General features: G+C 65.2%; 19 protein-coding genes. All 19 read right to left on the bottom strand.

The window, feature by feature from the left end; translation table 11 throughout:
- Positions 1-46 precede the first annotated feature (46 nt).
- The 19 genes from ABD866_RS02325 to ABD866_RS02235 all read right to left on the bottom strand — a co-directional run bounded on the left by ABD866_RS02325 (position 47) and on the right by ABD866_RS02235 (position 19,818).
- Entirely contained in the window at positions 47-1,699 is a 1,653-nt protein-coding gene (locus ABD866_RS02325; protein WP_345060825.1) for a cell surface protein, read from the bottom strand.
- Positions 1,700-1,974: 275 nt separating this feature from the next.
- Positions 1,975-2,400, bottom strand: a complete 426-nt coding sequence (locus ABD866_RS02320) for a hypothetical protein (protein ID WP_345060823.1) — start codon at positions 2,398-2,400, stop codon at positions 1,975-1,977.
- A gap of 229 nt (positions 2,401-2,629) precedes the next feature.
- Positions 2,630-4,975 (bottom strand): type II secretion system secretin GspD, encoded by a 2,346-nt coding sequence (gene gspD / locus ABD866_RS02315; RefSeq protein WP_345060821.1) that lies wholly within the window; start codon positions 4,973-4,975, stop codon positions 2,630-2,632.
- Positions 4,976-4,977: 2 nt separating this feature from the next.
- Entirely contained in the window at positions 4,978-5,646 is a 669-nt protein-coding gene (locus ABD866_RS02310; protein ID WP_345060820.1) for a hypothetical protein, read from the bottom strand.
- Positions 5,643-6,218, bottom strand: a complete 576-nt coding sequence (gspM, locus tag ABD866_RS02305; protein ID WP_345060818.1) for a type II secretion system protein GspM — start codon at positions 6,216-6,218, stop codon at positions 5,643-5,645. Before gspM ends, ABD866_RS02310 begins: the two co-directional genes overlap by 4 nt.
- Positions 6,215-7,435: a PilN domain-containing protein gene (locus ABD866_RS02300; protein ID WP_345060817.1), complete on the bottom strand. Its 1,221-nt coding sequence runs from the start codon at positions 7,433-7,435 to the stop codon at positions 6,215-6,217. Before ABD866_RS02300 ends, gspM begins: the two co-directional genes overlap by 4 nt.
- A gap of 99 nt (positions 7,436-7,534) precedes the next feature.
- Positions 7,535-8,374: a type II secretion system protein GspK gene (locus ABD866_RS02295; protein WP_345060816.1), complete on the bottom strand. Its 840-nt coding sequence runs from the start codon at positions 8,372-8,374 to the stop codon at positions 7,535-7,537.
- Between the two features lie 8 nt (positions 8,375-8,382).
- The gene (locus ABD866_RS02290) at positions 8,383-9,063 is read right to left on the bottom strand and encodes a prepilin-type N-terminal cleavage/methylation domain-containing protein (RefSeq protein WP_345060815.1); all 681 of its coding nucleotides are present in this window, start codon (positions 9,061-9,063) and stop codon (positions 8,383-8,385) included.
- The gene (locus ABD866_RS02285; RefSeq protein ID WP_345060813.1) at positions 9,060-9,509 is read right to left on the bottom strand and encodes a prepilin-type N-terminal cleavage/methylation domain-containing protein; all 450 of its coding nucleotides are present in this window, start codon (positions 9,507-9,509) and stop codon (positions 9,060-9,062) included. The genes ABD866_RS02290 and ABD866_RS02285 overlap by 4 nt, the downstream gene beginning before the upstream one ends.
- Positions 9,506-9,988 carry a GspH/FimT family pseudopilin gene (locus tag ABD866_RS02280; RefSeq protein ID WP_345060811.1) on the bottom strand — a complete coding sequence of 161 codons (483 nt, stop codon included), beginning with the start codon at positions 9,986-9,988 and terminating at the stop codon, positions 9,506-9,508. The genes ABD866_RS02285 and ABD866_RS02280 overlap by 4 nt, the downstream gene beginning before the upstream one ends.
- A 24-nt stretch (positions 9,989-10,012) precedes the next feature.
- Positions 10,013-10,450 (bottom strand): type II secretion system major pseudopilin GspG, encoded by a 438-nt coding sequence (gene gspG / locus ABD866_RS02275; RefSeq protein WP_345060809.1) that lies wholly within the window; start codon positions 10,448-10,450, stop codon positions 10,013-10,015.
- Positions 10,451-10,485: 35 nt separating this feature from the next.
- Positions 10,486-11,745 (bottom strand): type II secretion system F family protein, encoded by a 1,260-nt coding sequence (locus tag ABD866_RS02270; RefSeq protein WP_345060807.1) that lies wholly within the window; start codon positions 11,743-11,745, stop codon positions 10,486-10,488.
- Positions 11,738-13,456 (bottom strand): type II secretion system ATPase GspE, encoded by a 1,719-nt coding sequence (gspE, locus tag ABD866_RS02265; protein ID WP_345060805.1) that lies wholly within the window; start codon positions 13,454-13,456, stop codon positions 11,738-11,740. The genes ABD866_RS02270 and gspE overlap by 8 nt, the downstream gene beginning before the upstream one ends.
- Before the next feature lie 39 nt (positions 13,457-13,495).
- Complete coding sequence (locus ABD866_RS02260) at positions 13,496-14,332, bottom strand: glycosyltransferase family protein (RefSeq protein ID WP_345060803.1); 837 nt, start codon at positions 14,330-14,332, stop codon at positions 13,496-13,498.
- Positions 14,325-14,879, bottom strand: coding sequence for a dTDP-4-dehydrorhamnose 3,5-epimerase (gene rfbC / locus ABD866_RS02255; protein ID WP_345060801.1), 555 nt, complete (start codon positions 14,877-14,879; stop codon positions 14,325-14,327). The genes ABD866_RS02260 and rfbC overlap by 8 nt, the downstream gene beginning before the upstream one ends.
- Positions 14,879-15,763: a glucose-1-phosphate thymidylyltransferase RfbA gene (rfbA, locus tag ABD866_RS02250; protein ID WP_345060799.1), complete on the bottom strand. Its 885-nt coding sequence runs from the start codon at positions 15,761-15,763 to the stop codon at positions 14,879-14,881. The genes rfbC and rfbA overlap by 1 nt, the downstream gene beginning before the upstream one ends.
- Positions 15,760-16,650, bottom strand: coding sequence for a dTDP-4-dehydrorhamnose reductase (gene rfbD / locus ABD866_RS02245; protein ID WP_345061015.1), 891 nt, complete (start codon positions 16,648-16,650; stop codon positions 15,760-15,762). The genes rfbA and rfbD overlap by 4 nt, the downstream gene beginning before the upstream one ends.
- 11 nt (positions 16,651-16,661) lie before the next feature.
- Complete coding sequence (gene rfbB, locus ABD866_RS02240) at positions 16,662-17,735, bottom strand: dTDP-glucose 4,6-dehydratase (RefSeq protein WP_345060797.1); 1,074 nt, start codon at positions 17,733-17,735, stop codon at positions 16,662-16,664.
- A 97-nt stretch (positions 17,736-17,832) separates the two neighbouring features.
- Positions 17,833-19,818 (bottom strand): SDR family oxidoreductase, encoded by a 1,986-nt coding sequence (locus ABD866_RS02235; protein ID WP_345060795.1) that lies wholly within the window; start codon positions 19,816-19,818, stop codon positions 17,833-17,835.
- Between the last annotated feature and the right edge of the window lie 176 nt (positions 19,819-19,994).

Here is a 19,994-nt window from a genome sequence, read left to right as displayed (position 1 = left end):
TTTTCATGAACTCTCCCTTGCGGGAGAGTCTGTACGTTAGCCCAAATTAACGGGTGTAACGGTGGGGCCACACGGCGCCGAAGGCGCTGGACTTGGCGAATGCCGCACCCAGAACCGGCAGGCCACGGCTGCTCAGACCAGAAGTGCCGAGGCTCACCCAACCTTCGTTGGCGTTCACGTTCAGGTTTTGCAGGGCCACCGAAGCGGACAGCGAACCCGACGAGGTGTTGGTGCCGTTGTTGAAGGCCAGAACCGAAGTCTCGCCGCAGAAGCGAACGTTGTTCACGGTACCGGGGGAGATCACGAACTGGCTGGAAGTCGTGGTCTCTTCGCGATCCCACTGGTTCACACCAGCGGCGCCACTGTCAGCAGCCACACAGATCTGACCGTTCACCAGCGACGTGTTGGTAGCGTCGAAGTAATCGGCTGTCCAAGTCGTGTACACGCGGCTATCCGTGCTCAGCGGGCTGGTGAAACGGTAGTTCACAGCCACGTTGTAACGGCGGGTGGGCATGGAGAAGACCCAATCCGTCGTAGCGGCAATGCTCGTAGTCGTCAGGTACTCGTTGATCACCGACTTCGCTGCCAAAGCGGCGGTCAGCGCCTGCGCTTGAGCGCGGGGATCCGTGGTAGCAGCCAGGTACGGGGTCGACAGATCAGGCAGATCGTAGTACGACGCAGCGATGAACGGCGTTGCAGACGCCGGAGCAGCTGGCGCGCCACCAGTTGCCGGGTTCGTTGCCAGTCGGTTAGCGCTGCGCAGCAGCGGGTCTGCCGTCAGGCCATCCAGAGCGGTACCACCTGCATTGGGAACCAGGTCGTCAGATTGCGGGAAGAACACAATGTTCGCATTGACGTCAGTGGCTGCACCACCTGCCGCGCGAACGGCAACTGCAGCACCCGAGAACGTAGCCGTCTTCACCGTATCGATGATGGTCCAGTTGGCCATCAGACGACCGGTGGGGTAGTTCAGACCCTTGCCGCGAGCGGTGCGGGTCGTCGGCGCAGTGATGGTCACCGGGACCGGCAAGGCAGCGGCAGCAGCAATGTCGTAGTACTCAGAGTCGGTACGAAGGGTGTTCAGCGTCGCAGTCGTGCAGGGAGCCACGCCATTCACGTGCTTGATGGCCGTGAACAGCGGGTTCGTCGTGATCGGCGAAGCAGCAGCGAACTGGTCGGAGTTAGCAGCCGACGGAATGTCGGCCATCGTCAGAATTTCAATGTAACCTTCGCGGGTTTCATTGGCTTTCTGCGCGTCCGTCAGAGCGGGGTTCAGACGGCCTGTGGGGAACGAGTTACGCTGCGTTGCCACGAACGAGGGCAGCGTGCACGACTTGTCGGACGTTTCCAGTTGCGAACGGCCATCAGTACCCTGGCTGACCTTGGCTGCCCACACGTCACCAGGCGACAGGGCCAGCGTGAAGTCAAAAATATCGTCAGAGTTCGAGGCACCGCGGAAGCGGATCTTGACAAGCTTGCCGTTCGAAGTATCGGTGTTGGTGATATTCAGCAGCGTTGCGTTGGTGCCTTGCGTGGTGAAGTACGGCACGATCAGGATGTGACCCGTACCAGCCTCGTTGATGCTGAGAGCCGTAGCTTGGTTAGCAGCAGGAGCATGCACACCAGCGTTGGCCAGACCAGCGAAGCCGAGGCCACCAATCATGGCAGCAATGCTTGCAGAGAGAATACTTTTTCTCATTAAAGACTCCATTAAAAAAGTTGGTAAGCGCAACTACCAAGATTGATTACGCTCACAAATAGTAGCACAGGGATCTGGGCTTAGCCCCTGCAACCGGGGGGCAGGGCTGCATGCTGTAGACAAAACGCAACATCGTGCAACCCAACAAAAACACAAGTCTGTCGATGCGATGGATCTCCCTTCCGTAAGACCACAACAAAGGATTGTGAAGAGCGCTGTAGGTGGGCCGTTTGACGGGCCTCAAGCCCCATGCACAGCGGGCTCACCCCGGCCGTTCAAGGCTTCTCGTAATAGTACCAGCGCGCACCCTCTTTGAGCCACTGTTCGGTGACATGGGTGGAGATGGTATCGCCCGGGCGACGGCCCAGCGGGTTGAGCACCGTGATTTCGAGACGTAGTTCACACTTGTCGGCTTCGCATTCGCTGCGCACCACCTTGGCGCCCTTCCATTGCACACCACCGCCCTTGAAGGTGCCGCGGTATTCGGCCAGATCGTGCAGCTTGCGGTAGGCGGGCGTGAGCATGTCGTAGGCCTGCTGCCAGCGCCCGTCGATCAGGTGCGCCCAGCGCTGTTCTGCCAGGCGGGTGACGTGCTCTTCGGGGTTGGCGCTGGTGGTGGCGCAGCCGGCTGCGGCAGCCAAGACGGCTGCAGCCGCCAACCAGCGGACAGAACCGGACAAGGCCCGGTGGGTGGACTTCATTCGCGTTCCTCCAAACGATTCAGAAAAAAAACACCTGCATTGCCAAGGGCGCACGTGGCGCCCGTGGGGCACCCCAGAGGTGCTAGGCCGGGGTGCGCTGGGTGAGGGGTGTGGCACTAGGGCCGTATTGAGAGGCACGGCCCTGCGGCCTAGCCACAGACCCCGTGGGTGAGCCGCAGTTCCGTGGCACGCTGGCCCATGGGGGCCAACGCACTGGGTTGCAGTTGGTTCAAAACAGCGAGCCCTTGCGGGTCAAGCCCTTCATACGGTCGCGCAGTTCGTCGCTGACTTCGCGCAGGTCTTGGTCGGCCCGCACCACGCGCGGTAGCAGCACCACCAGCAGTTCGGTGCGGCGCACGTTGTTGCTTTGCGTGCCAAACAGCCCGCCAATGATGGGAATGGCCGACAGGCCGGGCACACCGCTGCCGCCGTTGGTGGCGTTGTCTTGAATCAGCCCGCCCAACACAATGCTCTCGCCCGAGCGCACGGCCACTTTGCTGTTGATCTGGCGCTGCAAAAAGGTGCGTTGACCGGTGGCGGAGTCGATGTCGCCCACGTCGGTCACCATCTGGCTCAGAGCCATGGTAACCATGTTGCCGGCCGTGACCGAAGGGGTCACCTGCAGGCTCACGCCCGTATCTTTGTACTGAATGCTCTCACTGGTGCCGCCCCCCGTGATGATGGTCGACGAGGCCTTGAAGGGCTGCTGGTTGCCCACGCTGATGGTAGCGGTGTGGTTGTCCAGCACCATCAGCGAGGGGCTGGAAATGACCTTGACCAGCGACTTGGTAGCCAGCGCATTGAGCACCGCGCGGATGTTGCCCGCGGGGTTGACCATGGTGTACGAAAAGCCCCGACCGGCAGAGCCCAGCACGCCCCCGGCCACATTGCTGATGGCGCCGCGGCCCGTCAGGTCACCCGGCGCGCCGCCGTTGAAGAGCCACTGCAAGCCGTATTCGAGGTCGTCGCGCAGCGTGACTTCGATGATGGAGGCTTCGATCAGCACCTGGGTGGGCGGCAAGTCGAGCCGCTTGAGGGCGGCCTCTACCTTGGCAAATTCGGCCCGGGTGCCGTAGAAGACGACCATATTGTTCAGTTCGTCGGCAATCATGCGCACGGCGTTAGGCCCCTGGCCCAGGGTGGTGGCCGTTACACCTGCTTGCGCGCCTTGCGGGGTGTTGCGCTGCGCTGTGGTACCAAAACCACTGGCACCGCCAAAACCGGCCCCAAAACCAGTGGTACCAGCCCCGCTGAGCCCGGCCGCACCCGCGCCAAACGCGGTGTTGCCCGTGCCGAAGCCACTGGCGCCAAACCCCGATGTGCCGAACGTGGAGGTGCCCAATGCCGGGGCCACGCCCGTGCTGGTGGGCGTGGTGCTGGTTTGGCCACTGCCAAACAAGCTGCCGATGACCGACGCCAGGTGCTTGGCCGAACCGTTTTGCACGGGGTACAAAAAGAGCTGGGGCTCGGCGCTGTTGCTGCTGGGTTTGTCGAGCCGTTCGATCCATGCCCGGGCTTCGTCCAGGTACGCGGCGCGGGGCGTGACCACCAAGATGCTGTTGAGCCGCTCGATGGGCAAGATGCGCAGCGCGCCCTGCAGGGGGTTGGCGTCCCCGCCTCCGCCTGCCGCAGCAGCGGGGCGGTTTTGCTGCTGTGCAGCATTGCTCGTGGTGGCGGCCGCCGCTCCGCTGGGTGCAGCTACCGCAGCGCCCACGCCACTGCCGGTCATCAACGACAAGGCCGCCTCGACTTCCTTGACCGTGGCGTGCTTCAGCGGAAACACGCCCACCGACATGCCTTTGAGCAGGTTGACGTCGAAGGTCGAGATCAAATCAAGCCAGCCTTCGGCCTGGGTGCGGGTACCGGCCAACACCAGCAGGTTACGCAGATTGTCCACCCGCACCAGCGAGTCTGCGCCCAGCATGGGCCGCAAAATGGTGGCCATTTCTGCCGCGCCAATGTATTGCAGGCGCACCACAATGGCCCCGCTGCCCGGTGGCAACGGGTTGCCTGGCACCGCCTGGCGAATGGCGGGCACGATGCCGCGGATGACTTCGGGCTTGCCAATGTGGTAGGTGCCCCGGGTGTCGCGCGCCATGACCAGGCCATTGGCCTGCAGCGCGGCCTCGAGCAGCAGCACCGCCTGGTCTGGCGACACATCGCCACCGGTTGAAAGCGTGACAGAGCCGGTGAGCTGCTGGTGCAGCACGTAGTCGGCCTTGACGATGTCTTTGAGCACCAGTACGGCAAACTCGGCAATCGGTGCCTCTTCAAACCGAAAGCCGGTGTTACCACCCTGCAGCGGAGCAAAAGGCTTGGGCGGGGCCACCACGGCGTCGTTGCCGCGAATGATGCGAGGCTCCTGCGCGGCGGCGTCAGTGGCGGTGTTGAGGTTGGTGCTGGCGCCGCTGGCGGTGGTGGCCTGGGCAGGCGCGCCAGCGGTTGCCGCAGCCGCCGCGGGGGACTGTTCTGGCGCCACGGCAGGCACGGGCGTCTGCGCGTGTGCTGCCTGCGCCAGCCCGCCAAGGGCATAAACCAGCGCAAGAGACAAGGCGGTGTGCTTGGTATTCAACATGCTCATTCTTTCACGGGCGGCAGACCCGCCTTGCGGAACAGTTCATTGCGCTGGCGCAGCCGTTCGCGGGCGGCTTCCATTTCTTGCGCCTGTATGGCGGCCCGATCTACCGGCACGCCCGCAGAGGCGGCCACCGGAGTGGTGGCAGGAGCGCCCGCCGCTGGCGCAGGACGCGGGCCATATTGGTGGGCCAGGTAGACGGTGCGGGATTCTTCGCCCCGCTTGAATGTGACTTGCCGGCCCTGCACGGCTTCGACCGTCCATTCGCCCACGGCTTCGCTCACGCGGACACGGCGGACTTTGTCGTTAAAGCGCGCCACGATGCCACTGAAGTCGGCCCCGGTGTACACGCCAAACAGCGTCAGGTTGGCCAGCGGGTCTGGCGGCGGTTCGGCGGGCTTGGCGCCCGGGGGCGGCGGCGGTGGCGGCGGACGGCGGTCGGCTGCAAACAACGGCCGATCCAGCACGGCCAAATACGCGGCGGTGCCAGCCGGTACACCGCCTTGCAAGGCCACCGGCAACTGCGGAACCGCAAAACCCGGGGCCAGCGGCGCTGGGGGCTCCCAGGCGAAACTGCGCAACGTGCCGGGCTGCTGCGGATCCAGCCACAACACGCCCAAGGCCCCCAGCAGGCCCAGCGCCGCGGCCAACAACCAATGCAATGCCTTCATGAGCGGCTCCGCAACACTGAAAACGTGAGCTGAGCCCCCAAGCGCACCGGAGACTGCGGCTTGACCGCGCCAATGGTCTGAATGGCCACGGTATCAACCCACACCGTGGGGCGCTGGGTTTCGAGCAGGGCCAAGGCATTTTGCAGGCCGACAATGTCGCCTTCGATGCGCAGGCTGATCCCAATCCGGTCAAACTGCTGCATTTCTTTGGGGGGCAGCACCTGGATGCTGCCCACGTCGAGCTTGCTGTCGGCAAACAGCGTGCGAATACGCTGCTGTGCGTCGTTGCCCGCCTGCACGGCGTCTTGGTTGGCAGGGTAAGCGTGCTGCGCAAGCAAGGCTCGCGTGCTGGCCTCTACCTGCTGCAGTTTGTCTTTGCTGTCGATCAGCCCCAGCATGCGGGCGTAGCGCGGCTCCAGCTGGGCGAGTTTGTCGGTTGCCCATTGGTGCTTGTTCCAGAGCCACAGCCCGCCTGCCACCAAAGGCAGCACAGCAGCCAGCACGATAAGCAGCTGCGCGACCAGCACCCGGGGGGGTACACCGCGCAAAAAGGAAGAAGAGGAAGCGGTCATGGCTTGGCGCTAGGAGCCTGGGGAGTTGAGGCTGCCGAGGCAGGCGTAGCAGCAGCAGAAGCGGCATTCTGAGGCGCTGAAACCGGGGACGACGCAGGCACCGCACCGGCAGGCGCCGCCCCCGAAGCCGCCGCCTGCGGCGCAGATGCTGCGGCGGCGGGCGCCGATGCAGCAGGCGCTGGCATAGGAGCCGGGGCTTGCGCCTGCGTGGTAGCCGGTGCAAACACCGCCGTATCGACCACAAATTCGATGGTGAAGCTTTCTTTGACGGCACCCAAAGGCTTGACGGCTGGGCTGGGTGCCCTGACTTCTTTGAAGCCAGGCAGATTGCCCAACTGCTGCATGAGCGCAGCGGCGTTGGGCGCCTGCCCCGTGATGCTGACCTTGGGAGTGCGCGCGGGTGCGTCGCTGTGCGTGAGCTGAAACGTCTGCAGGGTGGTGTCGTCGGGCAAGGCTCGTGTCACGGCATCGAGCACTTGCAACACGGACACCGGAGCGCCCATGCTCTCGACCAGGTTTTGCAGCTGCCCTTCTGCTTTGACGAAGGCTTCACGCTGCTGCAAGAGCGGCTGCGCTTGCGCCTGCACCTGCTCAAAGCGGCCCGCAGCGTCGATGGCGCGCAGGCGCAGTTGGGCCGTAGGGGTCACGGCCAGGGCCCCCAAACAGGCCAGGACGAGCACCAGAATGCCTATGTTGACGCGCGCCCCCACAGCCTGCGCGCGTTGCCGCGCAGACTCGCCGAAACCGGCCAACGATTCGTAGGCACCATCTCCCCGGGGAATCCAGATTTCAGGCCAGGCGTCAGGCGTCCCCAAGCGCGAAGCGACGGCGGGGCGCACGCGGTCCCAGTGGGCCTGTACCAATGCGCGCGAAGTGATCGCCATCTGCCAGGCAGGCTGCGAAGCGTCTGCCGTGTTTTGGGCGCCCCCGCGCTGCCAGACGCACCACACCGTGTCAGTGGCAGGAAACGGACTCAGGCGCTGGGCCTCCAGGGCCAGGGCTGCGTCACGATCGGCTGCGGGCAATTGCGGCAAGCGCACCTGGTGGCGCAGCACAATGTCTTCGGGAAGTTCCACCGCCACAAAGGGGGCCTTGCCAGCGCTGTGGGTGCGCGGCAAAGGACGCAAGCCCTGGCACGCCACGGTGGTGCCGTCTGGCCGAAGGCAATCGATCCGTGCGGCAGGACGCAACCAAGCGACCAGGGGCCAACGTGCCATGCCTTGCCACGCCTGCTGAAAATCCTGGCCAAGGCCAGAGAGGTCAAGGCCGAAGAGTCGCGCTTCGTGCCGGATCATTGTCATGGATGAATGGTGCCTTCAGCGGATGGGTGGGCGGTGCAGCCGCTGGTACTGCTCGATGACCTGCCACGGCAAACCGTTGCGACCGGCTGCGGCCAAGCTCACGATCCAGACCCTGTGCAGTTCCGCATCACTGTCGACGGGAACCCGCGCCGTCAGCATGTAGGCCCTTGAGGGGGTATTGCCGACAAAAGCGGGGTTGAGGCGGGTGGTATCGGTGGTCTGGCCCGCCGTAGCGCGGGTCTGCACGATCTGCTGGACTGCTGCGGCGTCGCCCTGGGCGAGTGCCAGCAGCACTTCGGGCGGTGCCGCCAGCGCATTGACCAAGCCAGCGCCGGAAAGTGCCGTCGAGACCAGCGGGCGGATACTAACATAGAGGTCAAACGGGAAGCCGGGCAGTTGGAGCAGGTCCTCGGGTGCGTCCAGCCCCACCGCTCGGCCCTGCGCATCGGGCCGTTTGCGGTAGGCCTCCAGGGCTACGGCCAGTGCTTCTGCAGCGCTTGGTGGCACCCCACCTGCATGCTGGAACAATGCAGCCAACAGCGGGACAGGAGCGTGGTTTAGGTCGACAAGGCCGTTGAGGGGCTGCACCTGTACGGCCACGGTCTGCCCAGCCCAGGCGACCTCGACATCCCGCGTGGCGGCCGGCTTCTCAGGCGCCACCACCAGATCGCGCAGCACAAGGCGCACGGCGGCATCTGCCGTGGCCAGCGACTGTACCGAGGCGTGCTGGCGGGCGGTATGGCGAATTTCCTGCCGTGCCGTGTTGACCAGGCCCGAGGCGGCAATGGAGAGCGCCGCCACGATCCACAACACGGCAATGAGCGCCAGCCCGCGGGCATGCGCAGGTGACAACACGCGCCTCCTCATCGAGAGCCCCCGATCGTAAAACCGTCGCCTGTATTACTGCCCTGCGACATGCCGTACACCGGAATCAACAGGTCGGGCCAGGGGCCGTGGGCGTCGGTGATGCGCAGTCGCAGACGTTCGGGCAGGTGGCCGCGGGGCGGCCACCCCTCTACCCAGCCCTGGGGCCAGTTGGCTGGGGAAACACCCGCGGGAGGCTGGCCCTCTGCAAACACCTGCAACACGGCCTCGGTGGGCACGAGCACACGCGCGTCGGCCTGGGTCAGATCGGGCGGAGCGGGCTGGGCTGGATCCCAGGGCGCAAAGCGCAGCACGAGTGCGTCACCAGCGGGGCCTGGCTCCACCTGGAGACGGAACCAGGTGCGCCCACCCACACCGGGGCGCGCGGGCAAGATGCCCACCCATTCGATGGCCTGCGGCAGGGCCTGGAACGGAACGGCAAACCCACCTTCGACCGCGGGGGCCGCCACACGGCGCGCCGACACCCGGCCCAACACCTGGCGCAGCAAGTCGGCAGCCACCCGCTGATCGTCCGTTCGGGCGGCACGTTCGTCCACCCGAGATTCGGTCTGGGCCATGGTGCGAAAGGCCGATGCCAGTGCGAGCATCAGTACCGACAGCAGGCTGACGGCCACCAGCACCTCGACCAGCGTGAACCCACGCTCTGGACGGCACGTCATTGCACGGACTCCCCGGGCCGGGGCTTGCGCTCGGGCAGCACCGTGGCCAGCCGCAGTTCGCGCATGCGGCCCGATTCGTCCCAGCGCAGCTGTAACTCTACCCCGTGCAATCCCACCGCTTGCGGGTTGGTGGCGCCAGTGCCAGATGATGGGGGAGGCGCCAGCGGCGTACTACGCACATCCCAGCGGATGCCGGCGGTGTCGCCGCTTTCGTTCCAGCCCTCGGGCCCCACGGATTCACGGGTCAGCAACAGCGATTCGGCCCATTGCAATGCACGCTGTTGCTGCCCCATGTCGGCCACGTTGCGGGCACTGGAGCCCATGCTGCGGTAGAGCAGGCCCAAGGCCATGGCCATGATCGAGAAGGCCACCAGTAGTTCGAGCAGCGACAGCCCACGCTGGCGCCCTCCCCTGCCCCGCACCCCCGAGCGGTGTACCACGCTCATGGGCGAAGGGGCTCCCATTCAACGCGCCCGGTGAGCCAATCGACCCGCACACGCGTGCCGTCGCCCGAAGGGCGAACGATGTCAAGGCTACCCCCGGTGGCGCCGCCTTGCGGCAGGAACACAATAGACGCCACTTGGTCGGCAGACAGCAGTTCGCGGCCGACCACGGCACGGACTTCAAGTGGTTCGGGCACAGGATGCACCGTGCGTCCGACCACAGCAAAGCGGCGTGCAGCAAGGTCCATCTCGAAGCGTACGAGTCGGCCTTCGGCTCGGGCGGCCTCGCGTGCCGATCGCAATTCGGTGATCACGGTGCGCAGCGTGTTGCGGTAGGCCGTGCCTTCGCGCAATTTGTCGTAGGCCAGCGGCACCAAAGCCACCAACAACGCGCCAATGGCAAACACTACCAGCAGCTCCACCAGGGTGAAGCCCCGCAGATGCTGTGCCGGCGCCGCCCGCCACGGGCGCACGCTCACCATTGCAATCACCGGGTGGTCACGCGCTCAATGGGCGTTGCGGATGTCGGCGTTTTCGCCGTCGCCGCCCGATGCACCATCGGCACCCAGCGAAAGGATTTCGACATTGCCGCCCTGGGCGGTGTATTTGTAGGGCTTGCCCCAGGGGTCGTTGGGAACGCCACCCTTGATGTAAGGGCCATTCCAGCCGTTGGCACTACCCGGCTTGGCAACCAGCGCCTGCAGACCTTCTTCGGTGCTGGGAAAGCGACCGACGTCGAGCTTGAACAGTTCAAGCGATTTTTCAAGGTCTGCAATCTGAACGGCGGCGGTCTTGCTTTTGGCGCCGCCCAACTGGCCCAGCACACGCGGACCGACCAACCCGGCCAGCAGCGTGAGGATGGCGAGCACGACGAGCAGTTCGATCAGCGTGAAGCCGCGAGCGCGGCGACGGGAGGGCTGAGGCTTGGCAATCAGGAGGGACATGGAATTTCCTTGCAGTCGGTCTGGCGGGCAACCGGTCAGGACGCGAGGTCGTTGACGGAGAGGATGCCCAACAAGATGGAAACAATGATGGCTGCGATCAGCAGCCCCAGCACCAGGATGAGCAAGGGCTCAAGCATGGTGAGCGCGCGCTTGATGCCGGTCTCGACATTGCGGTTGTAGATGTGGGCCAGCTCCAGCAGCATGGGGCCGATGCGGCCGGTTTCTTCACCCACTCGGATCAGGTTGACGGCCAATGGTTCAAAAATACCTGTGACAGAGAGTGCATCGACCAACTTGGTCCCGTCCTTGACCTGGGCTGGCACGCCCGCCAGCGCTGTGCGCAGATTGACATTGCCCACGGTTTCAGTGGCGATGTTCAGCGCGGCAATCAGCGGCACACCGTTGCCCAGCAGGGTGCCAAGGGACCGGGCGAACAAGGTCAAATCGTATTGGTGCAGTAGCGGACCGAGGACCGGCAATTGCAGGGCACGGCGCTGCAGGGCCGCCCGACCACGCGGAGAACGCGCCCAACGACGCATCAGCCAGAATACGGCCGCGGCACCCACCGCCAGTGCCCAGCCATACTGGGTAAAGACCTGGCCCAGCACCATCACGAAGCGCGTGGGTGCGGGCAGTGCATCGCCCATGTCCTTGAACAGGGTTTCAAACTGCGGGACCACAAATCCCAGCATGGCCGCCAGCGACAGAATGGCCACCCCCAGCAGGATGGCGGGATAGATGGCGGCAGAGATCACGCTCTCTCGCAGCGCGCGCAGGCGCTCAATGTGTTCCACCAGTCGCTCGAAGACCGAGGCGAGCTGGCCACTGGCCTCGCCGGAGCGGACCATGTTGATATAGAAATCGCCAAACAGCTCACGGTGGCGCCCAAGCGCCCGGCTCAGCGGCGCACCGCCTTTGACGTCTTCAAGCACCTGGGTGACGATGGCCATCATGCGTGGCTTGTGCGTCATGCCGACCAGCAGACGCAGTGCGGTGTCCAGCGCGAGCCCCGCCTTGAGCATGATGGACAGCTCGCTGGTGAGCGCTAGGACGTCGGCAGCATTGGGCTCGGTATCGTCGCGGCCACGCAACCCGCGCCGGCGGGACGGCATGGCCGTTGCAGGCAACGCAGCCGCCGCCGCAACGGGCGCCGCCCCCTCGCGCTCGCGCACCCAAATGGGCGTGAGGCCCTGTGCCTTGAGCTGGCGCAGTATCTGAGCCTGGGCCGGCGCTTCGGTTGCACCGTCCACCACCGAGCCATCGGCCCGGGCGGCTTTCCAGACGAAATCAGGCATCCGACTGATCCTCGGTCACGCGCAGGACCTCGTCGAGGCTGGTCTCTCCAGCAGCCACCTTGCGCAGACCGTCTTCGTAGAGGCTGAGCATGCCGCCAGCCTGCGCGAGCTGGTGCAGGCGGGAAGCATCGGCACCTTCCAGAATGGCGCGGCGCAAGGCGTCGTCGAGCGTAAGCAACTCGTGGACCCCTGTACGCCCGCTGTAGCCCGAACCCCGGCAGTGGTCGCAACCCACGGCACGGTACAGCGGCGCCCCTGGGGCCATGAAGCGCGCGAGGCCTGAGGTCTGCAGCAGACCAGGCTCCGGCTGATACGGCTCACGACACTGCGCGCACAAGCGCCGCACCAGGCGCTGCGAAAGCACACCGTTCACCGAAGAGGTGATGAGGTAGCGCTCAACACCCATGTCGGTCAGTCGCACCACAGCACCAGCGGCGGTATTGGTGTGCAGCGTGGAAAGCACGAGGTGGCCCGTGAGGGCCGACTGCACGGCGATCTGCGCGGTCTCGGTGTCGCGCATTTCACCGATCATGATGATGTCGGGATCCTGCCGCAGAATGGAACGCAAAGCGCGCGCAAAGCTCAGTCCGATCTGGGCATGCACCTGGATCTGGTTGATGCCTTCGAGCTGGTATTCGACCGGTTCCTCGACCGTGATGATCTTGTGCGCGTCGGCGTCGATCTTGGAAAGCGCCGCGTAAAGCGTGGTGGTTTTTCCCGAACCCGTCGGGCCAGTGACCAGCAAAATGCCATGCGGACGCGCTAGCAAGGCATTGAAACGTTCCAGCGTATCAGGGGCAAAGCCCATGTCTTCGAGGCTGAAGCGCACGCTGGAACGGTCCAGCACCCGCATGACCACGCTTTCGCCGTGCACGGTGGGCACGGTCGAGACGCGCAGGTCCAACTCCCGTCCCTTGACGCGCGTCTTGATGCGTCCGTCTTGCGGCAGGCGGCGCTCGGCGATGTCGAGGTGCGCCATGAGCTTGACGCGGGAGTTGACGGCGGCACTGTGTCGAGGCGGAATGACTTCGGCCGTGGAGATAACGCCATCGACCCGATAGCGGACGTGCAGGCCATCGTCGAAGGGCTCGAGGTGGATGTCCGAGGCACGCAAGTCGGTAACCCGACCAATGATGGCACTGACCATGCGGATCACGGGCGCTTCGCTGGCGAGGTCTTTGAGATGCTCCACAAAGTCGCTGCCATCGCCCTCCCCGCCCCAATCGTCGCCCTCCTCCTCCACAGCCTCTGCTGGGGTGGTGAGGGCTTTCTCAATGTCCGATTCGAGCGCGATGCAGGGGCGCACCGGCATGCCCGCTGACAGGCGCAGCGCCTTGAGAACGAAAGCATCCTGCGGGTGGGCCATGGCCACGGCGAGGCCCGTGTCGTCCACCCGCAGAGGGCAGATGGCATGGGCGCGCAAGAATTCGGGCAGCAGACCTGGCACTTCGGGCACCACCGCGGGCAACTGGTCGGCTGTGACCCAAGGCACATCGAGTTGCCGCGCCAGTGCCTGTACGACATCGACTTCGGAAACGAGCCCAAGGCGGGACAGCACCTGGCCCAGCAGCCCTCCCATCTCCTGCTGGGCAGACAGGGCTCGATCAAGGTCACGCGGCGAAAGTTTGCCCAGCGACACCAATATTTCGCCAAGCCGCGGTCGGCCCGAGGCATCAGAAACAGGAGAGATCAGGATTTCGGTCTGTGACATAACAGGCCTCGCGTAGCGGGCCGGGAACAACCCATCATCTTACCGGGCCCCGACCGGCGCGCCGCGGCGCAAGGCACGGAACTGACGGTAAGCATCAGAGCGCCACAGCCGCCACAGGCTCTGCAGGTGCCAGCGCAGATGATCAAGCCTGCGGTGGCTGGCGCGCTGGCCAGCATGAATGACCAGGGCTCCGGGGACTGCCTGCAGCGCATAGCCGCGCAGTTGCAGACGCAGGCACAGGTCCACGTCTTCGCAGTACATGAAGTAGCGCTCATCGAATCCGCCCACGGCACGGTACGCAGCGGACGACAGCACCAGGAAGGCGGCGTTGACCCAATCGATACGCGCAGGCACCGCAGACGCCGCGGCCCGGGGGCCCACATAGCGGCGCAGCAGCGCCTGGGGCGTGGGCAGGGCGCGCTCGGCGTCCTGCGGCTGGCCGCAAGCCGACACCTGGCGTACGTACCAGGCTGCCGCCGCAGGTTCGGCTGCGCGCAGGCTGTTCCCGATGCCCCCCCAAGGATCGGCGAGCCAGCGCACATCGGGGTTGAGCACGACAAACCAGTCGGCGGGGTCGGGCTGCGCCTGCTCGCAGGCGAACGCAGCATTGTGGTTGGCTCCAAAGCCCTGGGGCACCTTGTTGTGCCGGTGGCGTAGCACCTGCGCAGCCTGCAGGGCACCCGCATGCCAGGCCTGCGTCACCCGGGCTGCGGAGGCCAGGTCAGCAGACTCGGCAGGGTGGTTCCAGGTGACCCAGATGCGATGGGGCGGCAGGCTGGAGGACGCAAGCGCTGCCACAAGGGCCGATACGTCGTGGGCATGCCCATGGCTGACGATAGACACGGCAACGCGCGGCAGCGCGCCACGATCAGGCAAAGAGATCCTCCGGGCCAACAGCCGAGAGTAGCGGCGCCGCCGCATCCTTGCCCGACAGCTGCGGCGCTCCGTCAAAAGGCCATTCAATGCCGATGTGAGGATCGTCCCAGCGCACCGCGCGCTCATGGGCAGGGGCGTAGTAGTCGGTGGTCTTGTAGAGAAAGTCGGCTGACTCGCTGAGCACCACAAAGCCGTGGGCAAAGCCCGGCGGGACCCAGAGCTGGTGCTGGTTGTCCTCGCTCAACTCGGCCCCCACCCAGCGGCCAAAGGTGGGGGATGAGCGGCGCATGTCCACGGCCACATCAAACACCCGGCCACGGGCGACGCGCACCAGCTTGCCCTGTGCCTGACGGATCTGGTAGTGCAGCCCGCGCAGCACCCCGCGGGCGCTGCGGCTGTGGTTGTCCTGCACGAACTGGTACTGGGTGCCCGTGGCCTCGTCAAAGGCTTTCTGGTTGAAGCTTTCGAAGAAGAATCCGCGGCTGTCACCGAACACCTTGGGTTCGATCAGCACCACATCGGGGATGGCGAGGCGCGTTGCCTTCATCAATAGACCTTTTCTTTGAGCAAGCGCTGTAGGTACTGGCCGTAGCCATTCTTGGCCAGGGGGGCTGCCAGCTTCTCAAGCTGCGCGGCGTCGATCCAGCCGTTGCGCCAGGCGATTTCTTCGGGGCAGGCGATCTTCAGGCCCTGGCGGTGTTCCAGGGTGGCGATGAATTGTCCGGCCTCGAGCAAGCTTTCGTGCGTGCCGGTATCGAGCCACGCATAGCCCCGGCCCATGATCTCCACGCTCAGTTGCCCCTGCTCCAGGTACAGGCGGTTCAGGTCGGTGATTTCCAGTTCGCCCCGGGCAGACGGCTTGAGGCGCTTGGCCAGTTCGACCACCTGGGCGTCATAGAAATACAGGCCGGTGACCGCGTAGCTGGAGCGTGGCTGCGCCGGCTTTTCTTCGATGCTGAGCACCCGGCCGGTTGCATCGAACTCCGCCACGCCGTAGCGCTCGGGATCGTTCACATGGTAGGCGAACACGCTGGCGCCTTCCGTGCGGGACATGGCGTGGCCCAGCAGCTCATGAAAATCGTGGCCGTAGAAGATGTTGTCGCCCAACACCAAGGCACTGGGGCTGCCCGCCAGGAAGGCCTCGCCAATCAAGAACGCCTGGGCCAAGCCGTCGGGGCTGGGCTGCACGGCGTACTGCAGGTTCAACCCCCATTGATGGCCATTGCCCAGCAGCTGTTCAAAGCGCGGGGTGTCTTGCGGGGTGCTGATGATGAGGATGTCGCGGATGCCTGCCAGCATGAGCGTACTCAGCGGGTAGTACACCATGGGCTTGTCGTACACCGGCAGCAGTTGTTTGCTGATGGCCAGCGTAGCGGGGTGCAGACGGGTGCCGGAGCCTCCGGCCAGGATGATGCCTTTGCGTGCGGTCATAGGGTCTCTTGCAGCATGCGGGCCACGCCCTCCTCCCAGCGCGGCAAGCGCAGGCCGAACGTGGACTGGAGCTTGTCGGTGGACAGGCGCGAGTTGTGTGGCCGTACGGCGGGCGTGGGGAAGGCGCTGGTGGGCACCGGTGCCACTTCGGACACCTTCCAGGGCAGGTCGGGCCGCAGGGCCCGTGCCTGCTCGATCACGAAGCGTGCGTAGCGGTTCCAGGTGGTCTCACCCTGCGCCACCAGGTGATAGAGGCCGCCGTCCTGCGGGCTGCGCAGCAGGTGGCGCACGGCGTGCGCCGTGACATCGGCCAGCAGTTCGGCACCCGTGGGGGCGCCCCACTGGTCGTCGATGACGGTCAGGCGCTCGCGCTCCTGGGCCAGGCGCAGCATGGTCTTGGCAAAGTTGCCGCCGCGGGCCGCATACACCCAGCTGGTGCGCAGGATCAGGTGCTGGCAGCCCGACGCCTGGATCGCACACTCGCCCTCCAGCTTGGTGCGGCCGTACACCGACAGCGGGGCCGGTGTGTCGCCCTCCCGCCACGGACGTTCACCACCGCCGTCAAACACATAGTCGGTGCTGTAGTGCACCAGCCAGGCACCGCTGCGGGCGGCGGCTTCCGCCAGCACCCCTGGTGCGGTGGCATTGATCGTGCGGGCCAGATCGGGCTCGCTTTCGGCCTTGTCCACCGCGGTGTGGGCAGCGGCGTTGACGATGACCTGCGGCGCCAGCGCCCGAACAGACGCGGCAAGCTCATCGGGACGCGTGAAATCACCGCAGAAGTCGGTGCTGTCGTGGTCCAGCGCCGTGACCTCGCCCAGCGGAGCAAGGCTCCGCTGAAGCTCCCACCCCACCTGCCCGCCCTTGCCGAGCAGCAGGATGCGCAGCGGCGCGCCGCTCATGCTGCCGCCCCAGCCTCGGCGTATTGGGTTTGCACCCACTGACGGTAGGCACCGGTCTGTACCTGGGCCACCCAGTCTGCGTTGTCCAGGTACCAACGCACCGTTTTGCGGATGCCGGTTTCGAAGGTCTCGGCAGGCTTCCAGCCCAGTTCACGCTCGATCTTGCGGGCGTCAATCGCATAGCGGCGGTCGTGCCCTGGCCGGTCTTTCACGTAGGTGATCTGGGCGCGGTAGCTCTGCCCGTCGCTGCGGGGGCAGAGTTCATCGAGCAGCATACAGATGGTGTGGACGATCTCGATGTTGGGCTTTTCGTTCCAGCCGCCCACGTTGTAGGTCTCGCCCAATTGCCCAGCCTCCAGCACACGGCAGATGGCGCTGCAGTGGTCGCGCACGTAGAGCCAGTCGCGGATCTGCTGACCGTCGCCATACACCGGCAGTGGCTTGCCTGCGAGCGCGTTCACGATCATCAGCGGAATCAGCTTCTCGGGAAAGTGATAAGGCCCGTAGTTGTTGCTGCAGTTGGTGGTAAGCACCGGCAGCCCGAAGGTGTGGTGCCAGGCACGCACCAAGTGGTCCGACGCCGCCTTGCTCGCGCTGTAGGGGCTGTTGGGCTCGTAGCGGTGCTGCTCAGTAAACGCGGGCGCGGCGGCCTCGAGCGAGCCATACACCTCGTCTGTGGACACATGCAGCAAGCGGAACGCTGCGCGCGCCGCATCATCCAAGCCGACCCAGTAGCCGCGCACTGACTCGAGCAGGCGGAAGGTGCCGACCACATTGGTCTGAATGAAGTCCTCAGGGCCGTGGATGGAACGGTCCACATGCGATTCGGCCGCAAAGTTGACCACCGCACGGGGCCGGTGCTGCGCGAGCAACTGCCCCACCAGCGCGGCATCGCCGATGTCGCCCTGCACAAAGATGTGCCGAGCATCGCCCCGCAGGCTGACCAGGTTGTGCAAGTTGCCTGCGTAGGTGAGCTTGTCGAGATTGACGACCGGCTCGTCGTGATGGGCCAGCCAGTCGAGCACGAAGTTGGCGCCGATGAAGCCTGCGCCGCCAGTGACCAGAATCATGGGAAAAGACGGTGGGGTGCGCCTTGCGGCGAAGCGCGGATTATCCCACCCTGGCCATGCGCGCCGCCGCCCGCCCACCGGGCGGCGGACGCATGTCTCAGAAGTGGATGCCGCGCATCATCTGCTGCATGGCCAAGGCCTCGGCCGACAGCTGCGGCTTGGCCTCTTTGCCACCCTGGGCCGCCACGGAGTCCGGGAACATGCGGAAGCTGGTGTTCATCACGATCTGCGCGACGCGCGGCACCAACGCGTGCAGCACCTGGCCCGTGATGCCCAGGCGCGTGGCGATGCGCACCGGCTTGAAGATGCAGGCCTGGGCGATCAGGTCGGCGGCTTCCTCGGGGCTGAGCGTAGGCACGTTGTTGTAGATCTTGGTGGGCGCAATCATGGGCGTGCGCACCAGGGGCATGTTGATGGTGGTGAAGGTGATGCCCTGGTCGGCGAACTCGCTCGAGGCGCAGCGCGTCCAGGCGTCCAGCGCGGCCTTGCTGGCCACGTAGGCCGAAAAGCGCGGCGCGTTGGTGAGCACACCGATGGAGCTGATGTTGACCACATGGCCCTTGCGCTTGCCCACCATGCCTGGCAGCAGGCCCATGGTCACACGCAGGCAGCCAAAGTAGTTGAGCTGCATGGTGCGCTCGAAGTCGTGGAAGCGGTCATAGCTCGACTCGATGGCACGGCGAATGGATCGCCCGGCGTTGTTGATGAGGAAGTCCACGCCACCGTGGTTGTCGATCAACAGCTTCACGAAGCGGTCGCAGTCGGCCATGTCGGCAATGTCTGCGGCGTAGGCCACAAAGCTGTAGCCCTTGGCCTTGGCCTCGGCACAGGCCTCGTCCAGCTTGTCCTGGTCGCGGCCACAGATGATGGTGGTGGCGCCCGCCTCGGCAAACTTGTGCGCCGCCGCCAGGCCGATGCCCGACGAACCGCCGGTGACCAGCACCACCTTGCCCGCCACGGTGCCCTTGAGCGAGCGGTCGATGAACAGCTCGGGGTCGAGGTTGCGCTCCCAGTAGTCCCACAGCCGCCATGCGTAGTCGCGCAGGTTGGGGCAGCTCACGCCCGAGCCCTTGAGCGCCGCCAGCGTCTCGCGGCAGTCAAAGCGCGTGGGGTAGTTCACGAAGGTGAGCATGTCCTCGGGCAGGCCCAGGTCCTTCATGATCGCGTTGCGCACGCGGCGCACCGGTGCCAGCGCCATCAGGCTCTTCTTCACACCCTTGGGAATGAAGCCCAGCAGCGCGGCATTGACGAACAGGTTCATGCGCGGCGCATGCGCGGCGCGGCTGAAAATGTCGAGCACATCGCCCACGCGGTAGCCCACGGGGTCTACCAGGTGGTAGCACTTGCGGTCGATGGCCTGCTGGTGGCTGATGACGGCCAGCGCGTTGACCACGAAATCGACAGGCACGATGTTCACACGCCCGCCTTCGAGCCCCACCGAGGGCATCCAGGGCGGCAGCAGCTGGCGCAGACGCTGGATGAGCTTGAAGAAGTAGTACGGGCCGTCGATCTTGTCCATCTCACCCGTGGTGCTGTCGCCCACCACCATGGCCGGGCGGTACACCGTCCAGGGCACCTTGCAGTCTTCGCGCACGATGCGCTCGCTCTCGTGCTTGGTGCGGAAGTACGGATGGTCCAGGCCCTCGGCCTCGTCGAACATGTCTTCGCGGAACACGCCTTCATACAGCCCAGCGGCCGCGATGGACGACACATGGTGCAGGCGACCTGCGTCGATGGCCTTGGCCAGGTCGATGGTGTTGCGCGTGCCGTCGATGTTGACTGCGATCTGCGACTCTTCGTCGGCCGACAGGTCGTAAATGGCCGCCAGATGGTAGAAGTGGTCCACCTGCCCTTTGAGCTTCTTGATGTCTTCGGCCGACACGCCGAGCTTCTTGGCCTTCAGGTCACCGTACACCGGTACCGCGCGGCTCGGCCCCACACCCCAGTAGGCGCGCAGATCGGCCACCTTGTCTGCGCTTTCCTTGCGCAGCAGAAAATGCACGACCGTCCCTTTGCGCTCGAGCAGCTTCTTGACCAGCCGCTTGCCGATAAACCCTGTTGCACCCGTCACGAAATACTGCATAGCCACTCCTGTGAGAACAGGCCATTCTTGCGCATGCGCGAAAGCCACCGATTCAGCAAAAACCCGCGGCGCGGGCCGCGGCCTGTAGACAGGTGGCTCTACGTTTTTAGGATCGCACGCCTACACCTGCAGGGGCTCGCGGCGTACAGTGCGTGCATGCGCCGGGGGCACCACCG

Origin of the sequence: Acidovorax lacteus (assembly GCF_039540375.1) — a bacterium.
GTDB lineage: Bacteria > Pseudomonadota > Gammaproteobacteria > Burkholderiales > Burkholderiaceae_C > Acidovorax_G > Acidovorax_G lacteus.
This window is presented reverse-complemented; position numbering and strand designations above follow the sequence as displayed.